The sequence below is a fragment of the Pseudomonas sp. HMSC076A11 genome, from assembly GCF_001810205.1.
GTDB classification, from domain to species: Bacteria; Pseudomonadota; Gammaproteobacteria; order Pseudomonadales; family Pseudomonadaceae; genus Pseudomonas; species Pseudomonas aeruginosa.
Window position 1 is genome coordinate 112,977 of sequence record NZ_KV800262.1, and the last position, 16,292, is coordinate 129,268.

At 67.3% G+C, this 16,292-nt stretch carries 14 protein-coding genes; 7 read left to right on the plus strand and 7 right to left on the minus strand.

Annotation, left to right across the window (positions count from 1 at the left end; translation table 11 throughout):
• Positions 1-43 precede the first annotated feature (43 nt).
• Positions 44-1,990 (minus strand): asparagine synthase (glutamine-hydrolyzing), encoded by a 1,947-nt coding sequence (gene asnB, locus HMPREF2716_RS01915; RefSeq protein WP_023130369.1) that lies wholly within the window; start codon positions 1,988-1,990, stop codon positions 44-46.
• 469 nt (positions 1,991-2,459) lie between these two features.
• On the opposite strand from asnB, the gene HMPREF2716_RS01920 reads away from it, so the two are divergent.
• Entirely contained in the window at positions 2,460-3,749 is a 1,290-nt protein-coding gene (locus tag HMPREF2716_RS01920; RefSeq protein WP_003123588.1) for an acyl-CoA dehydrogenase family protein, read from the plus strand.
• A 48-nt stretch (positions 3,750-3,797) separates the two neighbouring features.
• Complete coding sequence (locus HMPREF2716_RS01925; RefSeq protein ID WP_043493970.1) at positions 3,798-5,006, plus strand: acyl-CoA dehydrogenase family protein; 1,209 nt, start codon at positions 3,798-3,800, stop codon at positions 5,004-5,006.
• A 24-nt stretch (positions 5,007-5,030) separates the two neighbouring features.
• Here HMPREF2716_RS01925 and HMPREF2716_RS01930 read toward each other — a convergent pair whose 3' ends face one another.
• The 4 genes from HMPREF2716_RS01930 to HMPREF2716_RS01945 all read right to left on the minus strand — a co-directional run bounded on the left by HMPREF2716_RS01930 (position 5,031) and on the right by HMPREF2716_RS01945 (position 8,497).
• Positions 5,031-5,951, minus strand: a complete 921-nt coding sequence (locus HMPREF2716_RS01930) for a hypothetical protein (RefSeq protein WP_003114542.1) — start codon at positions 5,949-5,951, stop codon at positions 5,031-5,033.
• 168 nt (positions 5,952-6,119) lie between these two features.
• Positions 6,120-6,932 (minus strand): aldo/keto reductase, encoded by an 813-nt coding sequence (locus HMPREF2716_RS01935; RefSeq protein ID WP_003095738.1) that lies wholly within the window; start codon positions 6,930-6,932, stop codon positions 6,120-6,122.
• A complete protein-coding gene (locus tag HMPREF2716_RS01940; protein WP_003114540.1) occupies positions 6,929-8,104 on the minus strand; it encodes an NAD(P)/FAD-dependent oxidoreductase in 1,176 nt (391 codons plus the stop codon). Before HMPREF2716_RS01940 ends, HMPREF2716_RS01935 begins: the two co-directional genes overlap by 4 nt.
• A gap of 60 nt (positions 8,105-8,164) precedes the next feature.
• Positions 8,165-8,497, minus strand: coding sequence for a DMT family transporter (locus HMPREF2716_RS01945; protein WP_003095735.1), 333 nt, complete (start codon positions 8,495-8,497; stop codon positions 8,165-8,167).
• Positions 8,498-8,581: 84 nt separating this feature from the next.
• Here HMPREF2716_RS01945 and HMPREF2716_RS01950 point away from each other — a divergent pair, with 84 nt between their 5' ends.
• Positions 8,582-9,466 carry a LysR family transcriptional regulator gene (locus HMPREF2716_RS01950; RefSeq protein ID WP_003114539.1) on the plus strand — a complete coding sequence of 295 codons (885 nt, stop codon included), beginning with the start codon at positions 8,582-8,584 and terminating at the stop codon, positions 9,464-9,466.
• A 35-nt stretch (positions 9,467-9,501) separates the two neighbouring features.
• Positions 9,502-10,779 carry a lipid IV(A) 3-deoxy-D-manno-octulosonic acid transferase gene (gene waaA / locus HMPREF2716_RS01955; RefSeq protein WP_003114538.1) on the plus strand — a complete coding sequence of 426 codons (1,278 nt, stop codon included), beginning with the start codon at positions 9,502-9,504 and terminating at the stop codon, positions 10,777-10,779.
• Between the two features lie 48 nt (positions 10,780-10,827).
• Here waaA and HMPREF2716_RS01960 read toward each other — a convergent pair whose 3' ends face one another.
• Positions 10,828-11,427 carry a helix-turn-helix domain-containing protein gene (locus HMPREF2716_RS01960; RefSeq protein WP_003095727.1) on the minus strand — a complete coding sequence of 200 codons (600 nt, stop codon included), beginning with the start codon at positions 11,425-11,427 and terminating at the stop codon, positions 10,828-10,830.
• A 77-nt stretch (positions 11,428-11,504) separates the two neighbouring features.
• Positions 11,505-13,451, minus strand: coding sequence for an oxidoreductase (locus HMPREF2716_RS01965; RefSeq protein ID WP_003146337.1), 1,947 nt, complete (start codon positions 13,449-13,451; stop codon positions 11,505-11,507).
• Between the two features lie 173 nt (positions 13,452-13,624).
• Here HMPREF2716_RS01965 and HMPREF2716_RS01970 point away from each other — a divergent pair, with 173 nt between their 5' ends.
• The 3 genes from HMPREF2716_RS01970 (at position 13,625) to aruR (ending at position 16,292) form a co-directional block, all read left to right on the plus strand.
• On the plus strand, positions 13,625-14,716 hold the full coding sequence (locus HMPREF2716_RS01970) for an ABC transporter substrate-binding protein (protein ID WP_003095722.1): 1,092 nt from the start codon (positions 13,625-13,627) through the stop codon (positions 14,714-14,716).
• Between the two features lie 76 nt (positions 14,717-14,792).
• Positions 14,793-15,440, plus strand: a complete 648-nt coding sequence (locus tag HMPREF2716_RS01975) for a TetR family transcriptional regulator C-terminal domain-containing protein (protein ID WP_070621787.1) — start codon at positions 14,793-14,795, stop codon at positions 15,438-15,440.
• A 117-nt stretch (positions 15,441-15,557) separates the two neighbouring features.
• Positions 15,558-16,292 (plus strand): two-component system response regulator AruR, encoded by a 735-nt coding sequence (gene aruR / locus HMPREF2716_RS01980; protein ID WP_003095718.1) that lies wholly within the window; start codon positions 15,558-15,560, stop codon positions 16,290-16,292.

Here is a 16,292-nt window from a genome sequence, read left to right on the forward strand (position 1 = left end):
AGGTTCTTCCCGCTTCACGCCGACCCCTGGCCCTGTGGCTGGATCATTGATGTTCCAGCCAAGCCTGGAACATCAATACATTCCAGAGCGGGCCTTGCCAGTTTCTTTTTCCGCTGAGATGCTCCTGCCAGGCTCGCCGAATCGGCTCCGGGCGCAGGTAGCCCTCGCGTCTCAAGCGTTCCTCGGCCAGGAGGCTTTCGGCCCACTCCCGCAACGGTCCCCGCAGCCAGGTGTCCAGAGGGATGGCGAATCCCATCTTGGGACGCTCGATCAGTTCCCGGGGAACGTGCTGGTAAAGAACCTGGCGCAGCAACCACTTGCCGTCGTTATTTCTGATCTTCAGGTTCAGTGGCATTTTCCAGGCGAGTTCGACCACGCGATGATCGAGGAGCGGGACGCGGGTTTCCAGGCTAGTGGCCATTGCGGCGCGGTCGACCTTCGCCAGTATGTCATCGGCCAGGTAGGTCCGGGTATCCATGGCCATCATCCATTGTTCGAAGCTTTCCATCTCGGGGAGGCTGTCAAGATTCCAAAAGACGGAAGCCGATTCCTCGCTGCCGATGACGAGGTTCGTAGGCTTCTTCCAGTGGCTGACCAGATCCTTGTAGAAGTCCTCTTCACTGGAAAACGCCATGAGACCGGCGAGCTTCTGAAGCTTGTCTCCTGGTGTGCGCAAACGGTACTTCGAGGGTAGCAAGGGGCTTGCGAGAGAGAACAGGCTGTCCCACATCGCCGGTGGCAGAGCGCTCAGCAGTTTTGCGAGCGTCATCCTGGCAACCAGTGGAAGCTGTTTCAACCTGTTCCATGCCTGGCATGCCGTGAGATAGCGATTGTAGCCGGCAAACAGTTCATCGCCACCATCGCCGGTGAGAGCGACCGTTACGGATTGCTTGGCCAGGCGACTGATCAGGTAGGTCGGTATCTGTGAGCTATCGGCGAAGGGCTCGCAGTAGATGCCGGGAAGACACGGCACCACCGCGAGTGCGTCTTCGGCCCTGACGTAAAGCTCGGTGTGCTGGGTGCCGAGATGCTGGGCGACAGCCTTGGCGTGTTCCGCTTCGTTGTAGCCGGGCTCGTCGAAGCCAATGGTGAACGTCTGTACGGGCCGGGAATGCCGAGCCTGCATAAGGGCCACGATTGTGCTGCTGTCGACGCCACCGCTAAGGAAGGCGCCAAGAGGTACGTCACTGAGCATTTGCGAAGTAACGCTGGCGGACAGTTGCCGGTGCAGGGCATCCACGGCCTCTGAGTCACTTCCCTGGAATGGCTGATGGATCCCTTGTGCGATGACCTTGCTCAGAGACCAGTAGGGGAGCGGATCCATGAGTTCACCTGGCGTAGCATTAGCCAGGTTCAATTGAATGTAATGCCCGGGCGGAAGTTTTTTTATACCTTTGTAGATGCTGTTGGGAGTGGGGCAATATCCAAAACGTAGAAATGCTGCAAGGCTGTCTCTGTCGATCTCTTTTTGGAACTCTGGGTGTACGGTCAGGGACTTTAACTCGGAGGAAAACAGGAAGCAGTTTCCCTGCCACCCATAATATAAAGGTTTTTCTCCTAGCCGGTCACGAATGAGGAAGATTTTACTCGTTTCTTTATCGAAAAGTGCGAGGGAAAACATGCCAGTGATATTGGATAGGGTTTTCTCCATACCCCAGACGGAGAAGCAGGCAAGCAGCGTCTCGGTGTCGGAATGCCCCCTCCAGGGATGCGGTCCGAGCAGGGCACGGAGTGCCAGATGATTGTAGATCTCCCCATTGAAGACTATGACGTACCGTCCGCATGCAGACGGCATGGGCTGATGTCCGGCCGTCGACAGGTCCTGTATGGCCAGGCGGCGGTGGCCGAGCGCCAGGCCGATGGAATGATCCAACCAATATCCTTTGTCATCGGGGCCACGATGAATGATCTTGTCCGTCATCTGGCCAATGATCTGTACCATTTGGGTCTTTTCAGTGTGTCTTTGGATAAATCCACTGATACCGCACATTTTCTTTACTCGTCGACGGGAATGGCTTGGGGATGACGCGGGAGGGGGATGGCAAGAAGTGGGATTGTATTTAAAGGTTTTACTTAGGGAAGAGGATAAGCCTGCAGTAATTTCATGCTTTTAAAGAAAATACCTACCGATTGGTTTTGGTTTCGGCGGGTGGGATACCTCAGGTGACCGATATTCGTGATTATCCTTGCCCAATCTGAGAATTAAATGCCGTGGTCGTCGGGCAAGTCATCTTCAAAGCTTTAAAGAGTGTTAAGAAGTGTAAAGTCAGCGCGCGCCTTTCTGCTTTCCCTGAGTTTCCACGGCTAGAATCCGCTGTTCTGAGGGATGGGGTCCGGCAGAATGCCGACCTATCCGGGCAGGTGACTGGCTGGTCTGACAAGTTTTCCCGGCGAGACGGTCATAGGCGCTGCCCATGCGGCGGCGCATGATCCGGGCATCCCATCCTGCGTGGAGCAAGATGCCCATGAGCACCGATGTACAGGGCCGTGCCCTGGCTGTACTGAACCGTGTCGCCCAGGCCGACTGGCCGGATCGCTTCAATCTTCGCAAACCCTTCGAGAAGTTGCTCTACAGCGGCAGCCGTACCGGCTTCCGCCTGGCCAGCGAGCGTTCGGCGAAGCAAGCGAAGGGACCGCGCAAGGCCGATCCGGACGGGTTGTTCGACCTGTCGTTCTCCGACGACCAGCAGATGCTGGTGGACATGCTTGAAGGCTTCGCCCTGGAGGTGTTGCGTCCGCTGGCTCATGACGCGGATGCCGAGGCCAGCCTGCCGGCGGAACTGCTCAACCAGGCGCTGGAGCTGGGCCTGACCCACTATGGGGTCGGCGAGGTGCACGGCGGCATGGCCGGTGAGCGCACCACGGTGACCACTGCCCTTATCGCCGAGGCCCTGGCCAAGGGCGACCTGACGCTGGCGGCGGCCCTGCTGGTGCCGTTGTCGGCGGCCAACTGCATCCGCCGCTGGGGCAGCCCCTCGCAGCAGGCGCAGTGGCTGCCGGCGTTCGTCAGCGAAGAGGGGGCGCCGCTCACCGCCATCGCGGTCAACGAGCCGAGTCTGCTGTTCGACCCGCAGAAACTGGCGACCCGCGCCCGGCGCAAGGGCAGTCACTACCTGCTTTCCGGAGAGAAATGCCTGGTCCTGCGCGGCCTGGAGGCCAGCCGCCTGATCGTCGCGGCGAAGACCGACGAGGGGCCTGCGCTGTTCCTGGTGGAAGCCTCCGCCAAGGGCGTCGAGCGACGTGCCGAGCCGGCGATGGGACTGAAGGCCGGCGGCACCGCCCGGTTGCGCCTGAAGAGCGTCAAGGTGCCGGCGGACAACCGCCTGGCCGCCGAGCATTTCGACTACCGGGCCTTCCTCGATCACGCGTCCCTGGCCTGGTGTGCCCTGGCGCTGGGCACCGGACAGGCGGCGCTGGACTACGTGATCGCCTACTGCAACGAGCGTGAGGCCTTCGGCGAGCCGATCAGCCATCGCCAGGGGGTCGCCTTCATGGTCGCCGACATCGCCATCGAACTGGACGCCATGCGCCTGATGGTCTGGCGCGCCTGCGCCCTGGCCGAGCGCGGCCAGCCGTTCCAGCGCGAGGCTTACCTGGCGCGGCTGCTGTGCGCCGAGAAGGCGATGAAGATCGGCACCGACGCGGTGCAGCTGCTCGGTGGCCACGGCTTCACCAAGGAGCATCCAGCCGAGCGCTGGTACCGCGACCTGCGCGCGGTAGCGCTGATGGCCGGCGGCCTGCACCTGTGAACCCGAGCGAGTGCGCGGTCCGCCGCGACGAGTGAACGAGGAATCGACATGTACCTGGAAACCCCGAAGAAATTCCGCAGCCTGGCCAACCAGGCGCATCAGGTCGCGGAAAACTATTTCCGGCCGATCTCGCGCAAGTACGACAAGGCCGAACACGCCTATCCGAAGGAGCTGGACCTGCTCGCGGCCTTGCTGGACGGCATGAACAGCGGCTCGCCCGAGGCTGTCGGTGCGACCTCGGCGAGCAAGCGTGCCGGCAAGCAGGTAGAGGAGGGTATCAAGAACGGCGGCAACCTGTCGGCGTTGCTCGGCGTGATGGAACTGTGCTGGGGCGACGTCGGCCTGCTCCTGGCCATGCCGCGCCAGGGGCTGGGCAACGCGGCGATCGCCGCGGTGGCCAACGAGGAGCAGTTGCAGCGCTTCGGCGGCACCTGGGCGGCAATGGCGATCACCGAGCCGGGCTGCGGCTCGGACTCGGCGGCGATCCGCACCACCGCGACCCAGGATGGCGAACACTATGTACTGAACGGCGAGAAGATTTTCGTCACTTCCGGCGAGCGGGCCGATGCCGTGGTGGTCTGGGCCACCCTGAACCGCAACCTGGGGCGGGCGGCGATCAAGTCCTTCGTGGTCGAGAAGGGCACGCCGGGGATGACCGTGACGCGCCTGGAGAAGAAGCTCGGGATCAAGGCTTCGGATACCGCTTCGATCAGTTTCAATGATTGCCGGGTGCCGGCCGCGAACCTGCTGGGCAACGCCGAGGTCGACGTGCAGAAGGGTTTCGCCGGGGTCATGGAGACCTTCGACAATACCCGCCCGCTGGTGGCCGGCATGGCTGTCGGGGTGGCCAAGGCGGCGCTGGACCGGACCCGCGAATTGCTGAAGAAGGCTGGCTGCAAGTTCGACTACAGGAAGCCGCTGCTCACCGTCAGCCACGCCGAGGCCACTCTCTATCGCCTGGAGGCGGAGTGGGAGGCAGCGCGCCTGTTGACCTTGAAGGCGGCATGGATGGCCGACAACAAGCTGCCCAACTCGAAGGAAGCGTCCATCGCCAAGGCCAAGGCTGGACGGGTGGCCAACGAGATCACCCTGAAGTGCGTGGAGCTGGCTGGCGCCCTCGGCTACGCCGAGGATGAGCTGTTGGAGAAGTGGGCGCGGGACTCGAAGATCCTCGACATCTTCGAGGGCACCCAGCAGATCCAGCTGCTCATCGTCGCTCGCCGCCTGCTCGGCAAGTCTTCCAGCCAGTTGAAGTAGAAAGGGCGGCAAAGCCCGCCCGGTTCAGGCGCTGGCGCGGTCGCGTCCACCGCCGGCCTGGTCGCCGTTGCTGGATGGCCACAGTGCCAGCCAGTCGCGGAAACGGATGCGTTCTTCATGCACCAGCCAGCCGTCCTGTACGGCAAAGCTCTCGGCCAACCACAGGCCGCGGGTGGCCGCAGGGCGCAACTGGCCCTTGCGCAGGGTGAACAGGTCGCCGGTGGGGCGCCCCTGGTCCAGCGGCAGCAGGTAGAGATCGGGGCGCCGACGGTCCAGACGCGCCACCAGCGGACCGCTCTCGAGCCGCTCGTCGACATGGTAGAGGCTCGGCTCGCGCGCATCGCGCGGCAGCTCCAGGCGCATGTCGTAGACCAGTTGCAGCGAGGCCGTGGGCAGGTGTACGTAGGCGCGTGGGCGCTCCAGCAAGCGCAGGCTGCCGGCTTGCACCGGACGGGCGGCGCCGGACAGCGGGGTGAGGACGAAGTGGCTGTTCTCCCGGTAGCGCAGCGAACCCTGGTAGGGCGTCGGCAGCCAGGTGTCGCCGAAGCGCCCGCCGAGCCAGCCGCCGGCGGTCTCCACCAGGCATTCCTCGGCGACTTCCTGGATCGCCGTGAGCAGCGGCAGGTTCAGTTCGTGGGCTGGTACGTAGCCGGAGATCAGCTTGAGCACGGTATCGCCGCGGTCCAGCCGGCGCTGACGGACCAGCACCCAGTAGTCGCGGCCCTGCCAGTTCAGGGTCAAGCGCACCGAGACCCCCAGGTTGGCCAGCTCGGCGACGAAGCGCTGCGGGTCGGCTACCTCCATGCGGCGGCGGCGTACGAGCATCTGCTGGAAGTTCAGCGGCAGGCCGAGGGCCTGGTAGACCAGCCCGTCCGGGGAGGCCTCTACCAGCAGCGGCAGGGTCTTGAAGGCGGACGGATCCTTGCGGGCGAGCATACGGGGCATACGGGGCTCCTTGTCGGGTCATCGCGCCGGGGCGGGACGGAGGCTCACGTTCGATGCACCGGCCACCGGAGGCGAGGGCGGCAGGCAGGATACGGCTCGTTCGGGAGGAACATGGCAGCGGAATGCACCGCGGGTGTCAACCCGCGGATGTTGCAGCCGATGTATGGTTCAGGCCTTTTTTAGGGCTTGCGCGGCCATCGCGACATTATGGGCCAGGTGCAGCGGATTGATGGTGCCGACGATGGCGGCGGCGACGCCCGGCTGGTCGAAGACCAGTTCGAAGCTGGCACGCACCGGGTCCTGTCCGGCGCCCAGGCAGGCATGCCCGCTGGCCAGCGCCTTCTTCACCAGGATGCCCTTGGCATGGGCCGCGGCGTACTCGATGACCGGGCGTTCGGCGCGCTCGTTCAGGTTGTAGGTGACCATCGCGCAATCGCCCTCGCGCAGGGCGCGCAGGCCACCTTCGACGGTCTTGCCGGAGAGTCCGTAGGCGCCGATCAGGCCCTCGCGCTTGAGCGCGGCGAGAGTCGGGTAGACCTCGCTGTTCTCGAGGATATCCAGGTCGTTGCCATCGGAATGCACCAGCACCAGCTCGATCCGCTCGGTCTCCAGGCGCTTCAGGCTGCGTTCGACGGAGCGCCGGGTATGCGTGGCGGAGAAGTCGAAGACTGACTGGCCGTCGACGAACTCTTCGCCGACCTTGCTGACGATCACCCAATGCTCGCGCTGGCCGCGCAGCAGCGGGCCGAGGCGTTCCTCGCTGCGGCCGTAGGCCGGGGCGGTGTCGATCAGGTTGATGCCGAGGTCGCGGGCCAGGGCCAGCAGGTCGGCGGCTTCGCGGTCGTCGGGGATGGTGAAGCCGGAAGGGTACTTCACTCCCTGGTCGCGGCCGAACTTGACGGTGCCCAGGCCCAGCGGCGAAACGGCCAGGCCGGTGTCGCCCAGCGGGCGGTGCAGGTCGTGGAGGGTATCCCTGATCATGCGAAGGCCACCTCCCAGGCCGGTTCGGCGAGCGGCGGACGCGGCAGTTGCGGCAGCGCGGCATGTTCGCTGGGGCGGATGCCGTCTTCTTCCAGGCGGGCGCAGACCCGGTCGGCGAAGTCAGGGGCCAGCGCCAGCTTGGTCGGCCAGCCGACCAGCAGGCGTCCCTGTTCGGCGAGGAAGGCGTTGTCCGGGCGCAACAGGTTGGACTGTGCCGGCTCGGCGCGATCCACCCGCAAGGTGGCCCACTGCGCCTGGCCGAGGTCGATCCAGGGCAGCAGCTTTGCCAGTTCGCGGCGTGCTTCGGCGATCTGCGCGGCTTCGTCGCGGGCCACGCCATCGGTTTCGGCGATGTCGCCGCCGAGGTACCAGACCGACTGGCCGTCGCGGGTCGGATGGGTGGTCACGGTGATCCGTGGCTTCGGCCCTGCCCCCAGGCAGTGGGCGTACAGCGGTTTCAGGGTCGCCGCCTTGACCATCACCATGTGCAGCGGCCGCCGCTGCATGGCCGGTTGTTCCAGGCCCAGTTCGCGGAGCAGCGCCTCGTTGCCGGCACCGGCGCTGAGCACCACGCGCTGGGCACGGATCTCCCGGCCGTCGACGCACAGGCCGGCCAGTTCCCGGCCTTCGCGCAGCGGTTCGATGCGTTCGCCGGCGAGCAGGCTGTCGCCGGCCAGTTCCGCCAGGCGGCGAATCAGGTCGGGGACGTCGAAGACGATTTCCGTGAGGCGGTAGGCCTTGCCCTTGAACCCCTTGTCGCGCAGCGCCGGAGGCAAATCCTCGCCCTTGGCCTGCTCGACCCGGCTGCGCACCGCCTTGCTGGCGAAGAAGCTGGTAAGGCTGCCGGCCAGGCCGCCCGGCGACCACAGGTAGTGCGCCTCGGAAAGCAGGCGCACGCCCCGCAGGTCGAGTTCGCCGTCGCTGCCGAGACAGGCGCGCCAGCGCCGCGGCATGTCGGCGATGGCTTCGGAGGCGCCGGTCAGGGCACCATGCAGGGCGTACTTGGCGCCGCCGTGGATGATCCCCTGCGACTTCACGCTCTGTCCGCCGCCGAGGCTGGCGCTTTCCACCAGCACGGTGGCGTAGCCGGCCCGGCGCAAGCGGGCGTTCAGCCAGAGGCCGGCGATACCGCCGCCAACGATGAGGATGTCGGTGGAAAGGGCTTGGGGCATGGGGCTGCCTTATCGGGAACGGAAAGGGCGCAGTATACAACCTGCGCCCGCGACGGTCGTTCAGTGCCCCGAAGCGCGGGAGAACAACTGGATCACCAGCACGCCGGCGATGATCAGGCCGATACCGAGGAGGGCCGCGGGGTCCAGGCGCTGGCCGTAGACGAACATCGCCACCAGGCTGACCAGGACGATGCCGAGCCCGGACCAGATGGCGTAGACCACGCCGACCGGCAGGGTGCGCATGACCAGCACGAGCATGCTGAAGGCGAGCACGTAGCCGCCCACCACCAGCAGCAGCGGCAGTGGCTTGCTGAATCCGGCGACGGCTTTCAGCGAGGTGGTGGCGACCACTTCGGCGGCGATGGCGATGGCGAGGTAGAGATAATTGGTCATGGCGGGGTCCTCCGGAAACTGCGGCCATTCTAGGGAGCCGGCGGATGGGATAAAGTCGTTACCTATCTGTATTGGAGATAGGTTATGCAGTGGAACCTGGAGCAGATCCGCCTGTTCGTCAGCGTCGCCGAGCGCCAGTCGTTCTCTGCCGCCGCCCGCGAACTGAAGCGGGTGCAATCGGCGGTGAGCAACGGCATCGCGCTGCTGGAGGCGGACCTCGGCGTCACCCTGTTCGAACGCAGCAGCGGACGCCAGCCGCGCCTGACCGACGAGGGCCGGGTGCTGCTGGCGGAGGCGCGCGAGGTGCTGCGCCAGTGCGAGCGCCTGCAGGGGCGCGCGCTGGGGCTGGCGCGCGGCGAGGAGCCGCGGCTGCGCCTGGCCCAGGACGAGGCGATGCCCTACCAGCCGGTGCTGGACAGCCTGGAAGCGCTGGCGCAGCGCTTTCCCAGTCTGGAGGTGCAGGTGTCCAGCGGCGGCCAGGGTGACGTCACCCGTCGTTTGCTCGAGGAGCAGGCTGACCTCGGCCTGCTGTTCCACCATGAGCGCATGCCTGAGTCGCTGGAGCGGCGGCGCCTCGGCAGCGTCGAGATGGTCACGGTGTGCGGTGCCGGCCACCCGCTGGCCGGGCTGCAACGGGTCAGTCGCCGCGAGCTGGCACAGCACCGGCAACTTTTGATCGTGCCCCAGCAGAGCGGCTATCCGGGCGGCGAGCAGATCAGCCCGCAGGTCTGGCGGCTGGACAGCTTCTATTCCATGGCCGAGCTGCTGATGCGCAACCTCGGCTGGGCCTGGCTACCGCGGCACGTGGTGCAGTACCCCACCTACGACCGGCTGATGGTGGAGCTGACCAGCGACTGGACGCCGCCGGCGCTGGTGGTCGAACTGGTCTGGCGGCGCAACGAGGTGCTCGGCCCGGCGGCGGCCTGGCTCGGCGAAACCTTCACCCGCCACCTGCGCGCCATCGGCTGAGCCGGTCGGCGGGAGTTTTGCTAAGCTGCGCGCCCATGAACCGTACCCTCTATACCCTGCTGTTCCACCTCGGCTTGCCGCTGGTGGCGTTGCGCCTGTGGTGGCGCGCGCGCCAGGCGCCGGCCTATGCCAAGCGCATCGGCGAGCGTTTTTCCCTGTCCTTGCCCGAGGTGCCGCCCGGCGGCATCTGGGTGCACGCCGTCTCGGTGGGCGAGAGCATCGCCGCCGCGCCGATGGTGCGGGCGCTGCTGGAGCGCCATCCGCAGCTGCCGGTCACCGTCACCTGCATGACCCCGACCGGCTCGGAGCGCATCCGCGCATTGTTCGGCGAGCAGGTCCGGCACTGCTACCTGCCCTACGACCTGCCCTGGGCGGCGGCGCGCTTCCTCGACCGGGTGCGGCCGCGCCTGGCGGTGATCATGGAAACCGAGCTGTGGCCCAACCATATCCATGCCTGCGCCGTGCGCGGGATCCCGGTGGCGCTGGCCAATGCGCGCCTGTCCGAGCGCTCGGCGCGTGGCTACGCGCGCTTCGCCGGGCTGACCCGGCCGATGCTCGCCGAGCTGTCCTGGATCGCCGTGCAGACCGAGGCCGAGGCCGAGCGCTTCCGTCGTCTCGGCGCGCGTCCTGAGTGCGTCAGCGTGACCGGCTCGATCAAGTTCGACCTGCGCATCGACCCGCAGCTGCCGCTGGCCGCTGCCGCCCTGCGCGAGGAATGGGACGCGACGGCGCGACCGCTGTGGATCGCCGCCAGCACCCATGCCGGCGAGGACGAGATCGTCCTGGCAGCCCACCGGCGCCTGCTGGAAACGCGTCCCGACGCGTTGCTGATCCTGGTGCCGCGCCATCCGGAACGCTTCGCCGGCGTCCACGAGCTATGCCGCCGCGAAGGCTTCGCCACGGTCCGGCGCTCCGGCGGCGAGCCGGTGGCACGCGCGACCCAGGTGCTGCTCGGCGATACCATGGGCGAGCTGCTGTTCCTCTATGCCCTGGCCGACATCGCTTTCGTCGGCGGCAGCCTGGTGCCCAACGGCGGGCACAACCTGCTGGAGCCGGCGGCCCTGGGCAAGCCGGTGTTCGCCGGTCCGCACCTGTTCAACTTCCTCGACATCGCCGCGCAATTGCGCGACGCCGGGGCGCTGCTCGAGGTGACGGATGCCGGCGAGCTGTGCGACGGCCTCGCGCGCCTGTGGGCGCAGCCGGAGGTCGCGACGGCCATGGCCACTGCCGGAGAGAAGGTGCTGCGCAACAACCAGGGCGCCCTGGAGCGGCTGCTGGCGGGGTTGGCGCGGTTGCTCGGGCGCGGCGGGTAGAGCTCGCCCCGTCGGCCCTCCCCTGGCCCTGCATCGCGACAGGGCGTTTCAGAACGTCGGCGGGGTGATCACCCAGAGCACCAGGGTATCGCTGTCGCCCGGGTTGCCGTAGCGATGCGGTTCCTGGCTGGAGTAGCTGAAGCTGTCGCCCTCGCGGAGCTGGAAATGGCGGTCGCCGACCCAGAGTTCGAAGATTCCGCTGAGGATGTAGCCGGCTTCCTCGCCCTCATGGCTGTAGCTCTGCTGGCTGTAGGTGCCCGGCGGGAAACGCGAGTGGAGGATCTCCAACTGGCGGCTGGGCTGCGGGGTGAGCAGTTCGTCGATGATGCCGTCTTCGTAATGCACGCTCATGCGCGTGTTGCGCCGCACCACGTAGCCGGCGTCCGCCGGGTCCACCGCGGCCTCGCTGGCGAAGAACCACTGGATGGTCACGCCGAGGCTGCGGGCGATGTTGAACAGCGCCGGAATCGACGGATACGCCAGGTTGCGTTCCAACTGGCTGATGTAGCCGGCGGTGAGTTCGCTCTGTGCGGCCAGCTCGGCCAGGGTCAGGCCGCGGCGCTTGCGCAGGCCGCGGATGCGGGTGCCGAGGAAGTGCGTTTCGCTGCGCGGCGTGTCGGTGGCGTCCGGCGGTGACGGGCGGGGCATGCGGCGGGGTCCTGGCTGCGTTTGCGGCATTCTAGGGGCTGGGCCGGGACCCGTCGAGGGAGCCGCGGCCGCGCCGCTCAGATGCTCCAGGCGGCCTTGAGCCCTTCGTAGATCGCCTCCTCGGCGGTGCGGGGGGCCAGGCAGTCGCCGATCCGCAACACCTCCGCCAGGCCGTGCAGGCTGTCGGCCAGGCGGTCCACCGGCTGGTGGCCCTGGCATAGCACCAGGGTATCGACCTCCTCGAACAGCATCGCCTCGCCGCTGGCGCTGTGCTGCATGTACACCGTGGTATCGTCGCAGCCGTACAGGCGGGCGTAGGGCGTGACCGGGATACCCAGGCGGTGCAGCTCGCCGGCCAACTGGTCGCGCACATACAGCGGCAGGCTCTCGCCGCAGTGGGTGCCGTTCACCGCCAGGCGCACCTGGTGGCCCTCGCGTACAAGCTTTTCCGCGATACCGGGGCCGATCCAGTCGCCCCGCCAGTCGGTGACCAGCACCGAACGACCGACCCGCACCTCGCCGCGCAGCACCTGCCAGGCATCCACCACCTGCAGCTCGCCGCCGCGCTCGAAAGGCGGCCAATAGGGTTCGGCGCCGGTAGCGACGATCACCAGGTCCGGCCGTTCGCGCTCCACCAGCGCGCGGTCGACCGGCGTGTTGCGGCGTACCTCGACGCCGGCCAGTTGCATCTCCCGTTGCAGGTTGGTGGAGGCGCCGCCGAATTCCGCGCGGCGCGGCAGCAGTTGCGCCAGGTTGACCTGGCCGCCGAGCTGGGCGCCGGCCTCGCAGAGCACTACCTCGTGGCCGCGCTGTGCCGCCACCGCCGCCGCCTTCATCCCCGCCGGGCCGCCGCCGGCGACCAGCACGCGCTTGCGCCGCGAGGCCGGATTGGGCGTTGCGTAGGTCAGCTCGCGGCCGGTTTCCGGGTGCTGGATGCAGGAGATCGGATAGCCTCGGTGGAAATGTCCGATGCAGGCCTGGTTGCAGGCGATGCAGGCGCGCACGTCGTCGCTGCGCCCGGCCTCGGCCTTGTTCGGCATCTGCGGGTCGCAGATCAGCGCGCGGGTCATGCCGCAGACGTCGGCCTGGCCTCGGGCGAGGATGGCCTCGGCCTCCTGGGGCTGGTTGATGCGCCCGGTGACGAACAGCGGGATCGCCAGGCGCGCCTTGAAGGTACCGGCTTCGCGGGCCAGGTAGGCCGGCTCGATGGCCATCGGCGGGACGATATGGATGGCGCCGCCGAGGGAGGCCGAAGTGCCGGCGACGATGTGCAGGTAGTCCAGCTCGCCCTGGACCGCCTCGGCCGCCTGCAGCGACTCGCTTTCGCTGAGACCCTCGGGGTCGCGCTCGTCGGCGGACAGGCGCAGGCCGACGATGAAGTCCTCGGAGGTGGCCGCGCGCACCGCTGCCAGCACTTCGCGGAGGAAACGCAGGCGGGCATCGAGGTCGCCGTTGTAGCCATCCTTGCGGCGGTTCACCCGCGGGTTGAGGAATTGCGCCGGCAGGTAGCCGTGGCTGGCGACCACCTCCACCCCGTCCAGTCCTGCCTCGTGCAGGCGGCGCGCGGCGGCGGCGTAGCCGGCGACGATCTCGTCGATCAGCGGCTGGTCGAGTTCGCGTGGCATCACCCGGAACCGTTCGTTGGGCGAGGCCGAGGCGGAATAGGCCACCGCCAGCAGGCCGTCGGCGGACTCCATGATCTCGCGCCCGGGATGGAAGATCTGCGACAGCACCACGCAGCCTTCGGCGTGGCAGGCCTCGGCGACCCGCCGGTAGCCGGGGATGCAGGCATCGTCGGTGGCCATCAGCACGTGCGAGGTGTAGCGCGCGCTGTCGTGGACCCCGGCCACCTGCATGACGATCAGTCCGGCGCCGCCGCGGGCCCGGGCGCGGTGATAGGCGACGAGTGGCTCGTTGACCAGGTTGTCGGTAGGCATCGACGTGTCGTGGCCGCTCGACATGATGCGGTTTTTCAGGCGTTTGCCCCGGATTTCCAGGGGGCTGAACAGGTGCGGGAAATTCACGGTTGGCGTCCTTCTTGTTGTTCTCGCGGCGCGCTTCAGAAACAGGATATGAATTTACCATCAGTAAAAAATCAACTTGTTTTTTTAAAATCGACTGGATAGTTTCTGTCCCGTGGCCGCTTCCCGGCGGCTCGCTGCGATCCACTCCACAACAAGAACAAGAGGAGACGCACATGAACCGTTCCTTTCCATTGCGCCGCGCGGCCAGCGCCCGTCCGCATCCGGTTTTTCCTTGCCGCGTCCTGCTCGGCGCCGTCCTGCTGGCGTTCGGCGGCCTCGCGCCGGTCCAGGCCGATGATGGCCTGGTGGTGGTCGGCTACGGCGGCGCCGGACAGAAGGCCCAGGAGGTGGCGTTCTTCCAGCCGTTCACGCAGCAGACCGGGATTCCCGTGGTGCAGAGCGAGTACAACGGCGAGATGGCCCGGATCAAGGTGATGGCCGATACCGGTCACGCCGACTGGGACCTGGTCCAGGTCGAGGGGCCGGACCTGGCGCGCGGTTGCGACGACGGCCTGTTCGAGCGTCTGGACTGGCAGGCCATCGGCGGTAAGCAGCAGTTGATCGCCAATGCCGCCCAGGAATGCGGTTCCGCCGCGCTGGTCTGGGGCGTGGCGATCGGCTACGACGCCGACCGGCTGCAACAGCCGCCGGCGTCCTGGGCCGACTTCTGGGACGTCCAGCGCTTCCCCGGCAAGCGCGGCCTGCGCAAGCGGGCGATCTACAACCTGGAGTTCGCCCTGCTCGCCGACGGCGTGCCACGCGAGCAGGTCTATCCGCTGCTGGCGACCCGCGCCGGTGCCGACCGTGCCTTCGCCAAGCTGGGCCAGCTCAAGCCCTACATCCAGTGGTGGGAGGCGGGAGCGCAGCCGGCGCAGTGGCTGGCCGCCGGCGACGTGGTGATGACGTCCACCTACACCGGGCGCATCGCCGACGCCCACCGCGCGGGGCGCAACCTGGCCCTGGTATGGCCGGGCAGCCTGTACGGCATGGACTACTGGGCGGTGGTCAAGGGTTCGAAGCGCGGCGCCGAGGCGCGTCGCTTCATCGCCTTCGCCAATGCCCCGGATGCCCAGGTGCGCTACGTCGAGAACATTCCCTACGGGCCGACCAACCGCCAGGCCGCCCAGCGCCTGCCCGCGCAACTGGCGAGCTGGGTGCCGACCGCGCCGGCGAACCTGGAGCAGGGCCTGGCGATGGACGACGAATTCTGGGTCGAGCACGGCGAGGAGCTGGAGGAGCGCTTCAACGCCTGGGCCAGCCAGTGAGACGGGCGCCACGTAACCTGCGATCATCGGGGCTGCCCGCCGGTGGTCGCGGGCGACGAGCAGGAGCCGCGAAAGGATGAACCAAGAAGTGCGCTTTTCCCGTCTGGAGCCAGAGCAGCGCAAGGCGCTGCTGATCGAGGCGACCCTGGCCTGCCTGAAGCGTCATGGCTTCCGGGGCGCCTCGGTGCGCAAGATCTGCGCCGAGGCCGGGGTATCGGTGGGCCTGATCAATCACCACTACGATGGCAAGGACGCGCTGGTGGCCGAGGCCTACCTGGCGGTCACCGGACGCGTCATGCGCCTGCTCCGCGGTGCCATCGACACCGCGCCGGGCGGCGCCCGCCCGCGGCTCTCGGCGTTCTTCGAGGCATCCTTCTCCGCCGAGCTGCTCGATCCGCAATTGCTCGACGCCTGGCTGGCGTTCTGGGGTGCGGTGGGCAGCATCGAAGCGATCGGGCGGGTCCACGACCATTCCTATGGCGAGTACCGGGCGCTGCTGGTCGGCGTGCTGCGGCAACTGGCGGAGGAGGGCGGCTGGGCGGACTTCGACGCGGAACTGGCGGCCATCAGCCTCAGCGCCCTGCTCGACGGGCTGTGGCTGGAGTCTGGGCTGAATCCCGCGACCTTCACGCCGCGGCAGGGCGTGCAGATTTGCGAGGCCTGGGTGGATGGCCTGGAGGCGGGCGCCCATCGCCGCTTCCGGCGTGCGATGGAAGCTTGTTGATCGTCCGTTCAGTAGTGGATAGGCTGCTGCTGGCAGCGGAAGGCGCCCCGGCCCCTTCCGCCCACCGTCCGACAACCCAGAACAAGAAACGCCCCGGACCGCCGGAGGCGCAAGGTGATGGCGATGGTTCCGCGCGTATTGGTGGTCGACGACGACCCGGTGATTCGTGAGCTTCTCCAGGCCTATCTCGGCGAGGAGGGCTATGACGTCCTCTGCGCCGGCAACGCCGAGCAGGCGGAAGCCTGCCTTGCCGAGTGCGCCCATCTCGGCCAGCCGGTCGAGCTGGTGCTGCTGGACATCCGCCTGCCCGGCAAGGACGGCCTGACCCTGACCCGCGAGCTGCGGGTGCGCTCCGAGGTGGGGATCATCCTGATCACCGGGCGCAACGACGAGATCGATCGCATCGTCGGCCTGGAGTGCGGCGCCGACGATTACGTGATCAAGCCGCTGAACCCGCGCGAACTGGTGTCGCGGGCGAAGAACCTGATCCGCCGGGTGCGCCATGCCCAGGCCAGCGCCGGCCCCGCCCGGCAGGCCCTCAGGCAGTTCGGCGACTGGCTGCTGGACGCCGACCGGCGCCGCCTGATCGACCACGCGGGCAACGAAACCCTGCTCACCCATGGCGAATTCCAATTGCTCGGCGCTTTCCTGCGCAACAGCGGGCATACCCTGAGCCGCGACCAGTTGATGGACCAGATCCGCAACCGCGAGTGGCTGCCCAGCGATCGCTCCATCGACGTGCTGGTCGGCCGCCTGCGTCGCAAGCTGCGCGACGACCCGGCCGAACCGCAACTGATCATCACCATCCACGGCGCCGGCTACCTGTTCACCGCCGCGGCCAGCGACGCCTGA

Excerpts from the sequence above, each read along its gene's own strand:
- asnB (WP_023130369.1), bottom strand. The coding sequence starts at position 1,990 with ATGTGCGGTATCAGTGGATTTATCCAAAGACACACTGAAAAGACCCAA.
- HMPREF2716_RS01920 (WP_003123588.1), top strand. The coding sequence starts at position 2,460 with ATGCCCATGAGCACCGATGTACAGGGCCGTGCCCTGGCTGTACTGAAC.
- HMPREF2716_RS01925 (WP_043493970.1), top strand. The coding sequence starts at position 3,798 with ATGTACCTGGAAACCCCGAAGAAATTCCGCAGCCTGGCCAACCAGGCG.
- HMPREF2716_RS01930 (WP_003114542.1), bottom strand. The coding sequence starts at position 5,951 with ATGCCCCGTATGCTCGCCCGCAAGGATCCGTCCGCCTTCAAGACCCTG.
- HMPREF2716_RS01935 (WP_003095738.1), bottom strand. The coding sequence starts at position 6,932 with ATGATCAGGGATACCCTCCACGACCTGCACCGCCCGCTGGGCGACACC.
- HMPREF2716_RS01940 (WP_003114540.1), bottom strand. The coding sequence starts at position 8,104 with ATGCCCCAAGCCCTTTCCACCGACATCCTCATCGTTGGCGGCGGTATC.
- HMPREF2716_RS01945 (WP_003095735.1), bottom strand. The coding sequence starts at position 8,497 with ATGACCAATTATCTCTACCTCGCCATCGCCATCGCCGCCGAAGTGGTC.
- HMPREF2716_RS01950 (WP_003114539.1), top strand. The coding sequence starts at position 8,582 with ATGCAGTGGAACCTGGAGCAGATCCGCCTGTTCGTCAGCGTCGCCGAG.
- waaA (WP_003114538.1), top strand. The coding sequence starts at position 9,502 with ATGAACCGTACCCTCTATACCCTGCTGTTCCACCTCGGCTTGCCGCTG.
- HMPREF2716_RS01960 (WP_003095727.1), bottom strand. The coding sequence starts at position 11,427 with ATGCCCCGCCCGTCACCGCCGGACGCCACCGACACGCCGCGCAGCGAA.
- HMPREF2716_RS01970 (WP_003095722.1), top strand. The coding sequence starts at position 13,625 with ATGAACCGTTCCTTTCCATTGCGCCGCGCGGCCAGCGCCCGTCCGCAT.
- HMPREF2716_RS01975 (WP_070621787.1), top strand. The coding sequence starts at position 14,793 with ATGAACCAAGAAGTGCGCTTTTCCCGTCTGGAGCCAGAGCAGCGCAAG.
- aruR (WP_003095718.1), top strand. The coding sequence starts at position 15,558 with ATGGCGATGGTTCCGCGCGTATTGGTGGTCGACGACGACCCGGTGATT.